This is a genomic window from Chloroflexota bacterium (assembly GCA_009840355.1).
Lineage (GTDB): Bacteria > Chloroflexota > Dehalococcoidia > Lucifugimonadales > JADFKI01 > Bin90.
In genome coordinates this window covers 152,861-157,738 of the sequence record VXNZ01000009.1, presented here as the reverse complement: position 1 = coordinate 157,738, position 4,878 = coordinate 152,861, and the positions used below count along the sequence as shown (strand labels likewise).

Here is a 4,878-nt window from a genome sequence, read left to right as displayed (position 1 = left end):
AGGCGCAGCAGCCCGGTCTGAGCCAAGAGGATATTCAGAGCGCCATCGAAACGGCAGTCGCGTCGGCTGTCGCGGCAGCGGTGCCCGCGCCTGCACCTCCGGCTGCTATGGCAATGTCCGAAGCCCAGGGAACACTTAATATCGGCTTCAAGGAGCTATGGGCCTTCAACAACAGCCCGCTGAGTGCGGAAAGCAATGCGTTAGTTTACGCCGGTAACATTTCAAGCGAAACGCTGCTCAAATTAAACAAAGATGTTGAAGTTATCCCACAGACGATAAGCGAATGGAGTGTAGATGATTCGGGAAGCGTGTGGACGCTCAAGGTCAGGGAAGGGGTTCAGTTCCACAAGGATTGGGGTGAACTCAAAGCTGAAGACATTGTGTACACGATGCTGCAATCCGCCTCACCGGACAGCATCAACACTCAGCAGAATAGAATGGAGGCGTTGTTCACCCAGGAGGGGGGCGGTACTAGGGTCATCGACGATTACACGATCGAGGTGGACACGGTAACTCGTCAGGCTGACTTCATCTATAAGCTGTTCGTTCCCGAGGTATTGGCGACGGTCAGCAAGAAGATGTTCGATGAGGTGGGCGACGAAGCAGCCGGCCCTCAAGGTGTGGGAACCGGCTCCTGGGAGTTCGTCGAGCAGAGAAGTGGCGAGTACTGGAAGTTCCAGGCGGTCGCGGACCACTGGCGCCAGTCTCCCGAGTTCGCCGAGCTGATGCTCAGGCAGATTCCTGAGGAAGCCACCAGAGTCGCCAACTTCAAGACTGACAAGCTGGACACCTTCCTTATGACTTTCGACTCCAAGCGCGATCTGGATGAACTCCCCGACATTCGTTATATGGCGGTTGCCAACGGGGGCAGCACTCATATAGGTTTGCATCCCAACCATTATGTGGGGATGGGAGAACCGGACTTCGAGGAAAGGCGTCCTGGGGCGTTTAACTGTCTGAAAGATAACGCCTGCCCCTGGGTATCCCCCAATCCGGACCTTAACTCCCCTGAATGGGAGCGTGCCCGGAAAGTAAGAGAAGCCATGTTGATTGCGGTTGACTACCAAGAGGTAGTAGATACCCTTATTGACGGTGAGGGTACACCTCAATCTCTGTGGACATGGGAAAACCGCGTACAGGAACTGAACCATGCATATCGTGTGCGCCCATTTGACCCGGAGAGGGCGAAGCAACTCCTGCAAGAAGCCGGCTACGAAGATGGCTTCCATATAGAGGTAACCGCCAGTATCCGTAACATAGCGGGTGAAGAAGAGTCCTGCGAGGCTGTGGCGCAATACTGGAATGACATCGGCATCACCACCAAGATCAACCGGGTGCCGGCATCAACCATCATCCCCATAGTCCAGGCGCGTGAGTACGTTGGTCTGAACTGCCACGGAACCGGCGGCAAAATTGACCCGGTGATAATATTGGACGCCATGGTGTCGAATGCCGGCTGGTCAGCAGGTTTCGACCATCCTTATCTGGAGGATGTGTTGGTTCCGAAGTTGGGAGAGGTCTCAAGCGATGCCGGACACTGGATAGTCATGAACGAAATCGCCGGGTTCATCTACGAAAATGCTCTGGACGGCGGTTTCTATAGCGTGAACATCCTGTGGCCTCTGAGCCCCAGGGTGAATAGCTGGATAGATGGTCTGCAGCATGGAGACCCCAGGTCCCTGGGCTCGTATGAGTACGCGACTCATCGATAGTGGCTGGCAAGGTGCCGTAGCACCGAATCCATAGCGAACTAAGAAGCAGCGGCAAGGGCGAAACCCTGCCGCTGCTTTCTTTTCCGAACCGATTGCGCGCGTCGGCTGCATCGCCACCGGTTGATTCCGATGCTCAAGATGTGCCTGTCCAGCAGGACCATGCCCACCAGTGGGTGAACACCAACTGCTCCGCGTTCGACGAATCTGGGTTGACCGTCTCAGACCACTGTTACGCCGTACACGTCGAAAACAGCCTCGCTGCCATCGGACCAGGACCGCCTCACCTTCACCCACCACAGGCAACTCCATGTCGGCCACCATCATCGTCGGCAAGGTCAAGTAGCCGTTGAAGCCGGTGTCAATCACGGCATTGACTTCCTCCACCTGCCCAGCCGGACATTGCAAGGTAATGGTTGCGACAGCTTAGAGGCTGACGTTCACGAAGCCCTCTATCAACTGAGCCTCCGCAGGGAACTGCCCCCGAAGCGATACAGCGCCCGATGCCCGACCCGCATCAGCCAGACGTGTCGCCCGGCTGTTGCCGCCGAAGGCGCTCGGATGCGGCGATGGCGTCCTTGCCGATTGCATAGCTTCCGCTTCCGCTACCAAGGTCAATGGCGACTACCTCGCCCTTGTGGTCCTCCTCGACAAGACAGCGAATGTCCCGCTCATAAATCTCCTTACCGAGAACGGCAGTCTCTTCACGCGATAGGTTCGGGAGCGCTGAGGTCTCTCTTGGCAGTGCGAGTTCGTCGGGGGGTCTGTGTCTCTCATCTTTTTCCTCTTACGGACTTATCACTACACGTCTCATTTGTGAGTATGGTCGTCCTTCTGGTAGATGCTGCGCACCATCGTCGCCACCCAAGGCTGCGCTCTCTTCGGGACACGCGTCAACGAGTTGGTCATGAAGTGTGTGTGGCAGCGCTGCCAGCAGCCGTCCGCGGAGGAGGTCCCCCAGCACGAGCGAGTTGTCGCACAACTTGATGAGCGCTTCGGGCAGGCAGCCTCAATGCTGGACGAAGCCGGAGCGGGCATCCTTGCGTTCACGAGCTTCCCGATGGAGCACTGGAAGAAGATCTGGTCGAACAGTCCGCAGGAGAGGCTGAACAAGGAGATAAGGCGCAGGACCGATGTGGTAGGCATCTTCCCGAACCGATCGGCGGCGCTACGGCTGGTCGGCGCGGTGCTCGCCAAGCAGAACGATGAGTGGATAGTAGGTCGTCGATACTTGACGCCGGCATCAGCAGCTTACAGCGAAGTGTTGCCGGAGATGCAGCTCACGCAGCCGACTGCGGCCTGATTAGAACAAAAGGATTTGACAATCTCACACACCACTTGACGGAACGCTACTACGTCTCTCCGTCGTCGTTTCGTCTTACATCAAGCAATTCAACCCGAAAACTCCTTGACCTAAAATCACGGACATTCACTTACTTAACCTAATACTAGTTCAATACTTTAGATTCAGACAATCACCTGCTCGACTTTCCAAAGGCTATGAATACACTAGCTGGCATTTATCTCCGCAAGGCTAGCGTTCTCGTCCGGGACTCTCATTGCGATGTTCAGTCAGTCGATCATTACTGTGCATGCTCAGACGCCCGAGACTGTCTGGGGATGAGATAGATTTAGTCGTCCCTTCCCATCAAGTTGCTGCAATAGCGCAGTTTGACGCTGTGTGGAGTGTGACGAGATCGCAGAGTTACGCTATGACAATCGCAACCAAGCTTGCCGCATCCATTATCCTCGTCGCCGTCGCGCTCGCGCTCGCTTTCTTGGTCACATCCCGCGCCTACGCCCAACAGAACTGCACGCAGGTAAAGATGATTTACTCGGAGGCTTGGAATACGCTCTACATGATCGATGGCAACGGCAATCGCCTCGTTGACATCCGAAGCGGCAATAACCTGAGCAATCGTCAAGTCAATTCCTACATCGTGTTGCGAGGAATCCCGTCCAGGATTGGGATTGAGATTGAAGGCACGGGCGAAAAGAGATATGAATATCGCACCAGCGTTTGGCAGACCGGCGATAGAGGCTACGAGGATGAAAGCGACAACGACTTCGATGACGCTGTGATTCTTCTCTCGTCCATCAGCTGCCCGGGAGCGGGAACCCCACCTCAGCTAAAACGGGGAGCGCCGAACCCTCCCAATACGCCTCCCCCAAGCATACAGTCGGTCGGTGCAGACAACGTTACCGAGACGACCGCGCGAGCAGTCGTGAACATAGCGGACCACGACGGCACTGAGTTGACTGTCAAATTACGCTACCAGCAAAAGGCAGATGTACAGGACTGGACTACCGATGTCGAGACTGCCGAGGCAACCAGCAGTACGAGTCAGGCAACCAAGAGCCTGGAGAACCTGTCTCCGGATACGCAGTACGTGCTACAGGCGACGCTCGACAGCACATTCCCCGACAATGCAACGAAGGAACATACATTCACGACAGAACGCCAACCCAGTGTACGGTCGGTTAGTGTTGGTAACATCAAGTGGACTTCGGCGAAAGCAACCATTAATATCGCCGACTCGAACGGCAGCACGCAAACCGCAAAGCTGCAGTATCGGAGCACGAGTCCGCAGGGCCAATGGAGCATGCCTGCTCTGGAAGAAATCAGCATCGGCGCAACCGTGCAGATCGACCTCAGTGGATTGACCTCGGACACCGTTTATGAAGTGCAGGCGTTTCTCGACAGCTCGTTCCCTGATAAGAGGATAGCGTACACGTCATTCAGAACGCTTCGCTATCCCAGCATCTCGAATCTTGAGGTCAAGGACGAGACGCAGACCACTGCCAACGCAGTGATTACAATAGCGGACCCTGACGGCAGTTCTCAGACTGTCCATATGCGCTATCGCACCACCACGCCTCAGGGAGAATGGAGCGATACTCAGGAGACTACCAGTACCACCGACAGCGCAGAGGTCAAGCTGTCCGGTCTAACTCCCGATACCGAGTATGAAGCCGAAGTCTCTCTGACTTCCGACTTCAGCGTATCCGAAACGGACATCTTTAGGACGCTTCCGCCCGACCCCGTAGTGTCGGGTGTGAGCATTGATGACGAAACTCAGACCGCTGCCACAGCAAACATCAGCATAGCTAACGCCAACGGCACTTCCCAGACCGTGCATCTGCGCTATCGCACCACCACGCCTCAGGG

Annotated in this window: 2 protein-coding genes and 1 pseudogene; 2 read left to right on the top strand and 1 reads right to left on the bottom strand. The window is 55.7% G+C overall.

Going from position 1 to position 4,878, the window contains the following annotated elements:
- The coding region (locus tag F4X57_02310; GenBank protein ID MYC06002.1) for an ABC transporter substrate-binding protein at positions 1 to 1,712 on the top strand (1,712 nt) is incomplete at its 5' end.
- 807 nt (positions 1,713 to 2,519) lie between these two features.
- On the opposite strand, the gene F4X57_02305 is transcribed toward F4X57_02310, so the two are convergent.
- Complete coding sequence (locus F4X57_02305) at positions 2,520 to 2,747, bottom strand: hypothetical protein (GenBank protein MYC06001.1); 228 nt, start codon at positions 2,745 to 2,747, stop codon at positions 2,520 to 2,522.
- On the opposite strand from F4X57_02305, the pseudogene F4X57_02300 reads away from it, so the two are divergent.
- Positions 2,725 to 3,012 (top strand): annotated as a pseudogene (locus F4X57_02300) (IS256 family transposase). The gene F4X57_02305 and the pseudogene F4X57_02300 overlap by 23 nt on opposite strands.
- Positions 3,013 to 4,878: the final 1,866 nt, after the last annotated feature.

Excerpts from the sequence above, each read along its gene's own strand:
- F4X57_02305 (MYC06001.1), bottom strand. The coding sequence starts at position 2,747 with ATGCCCGCTCCGGCTTCGTCCAGCATTGAGGCTGCCTGCCCGAAGCGC.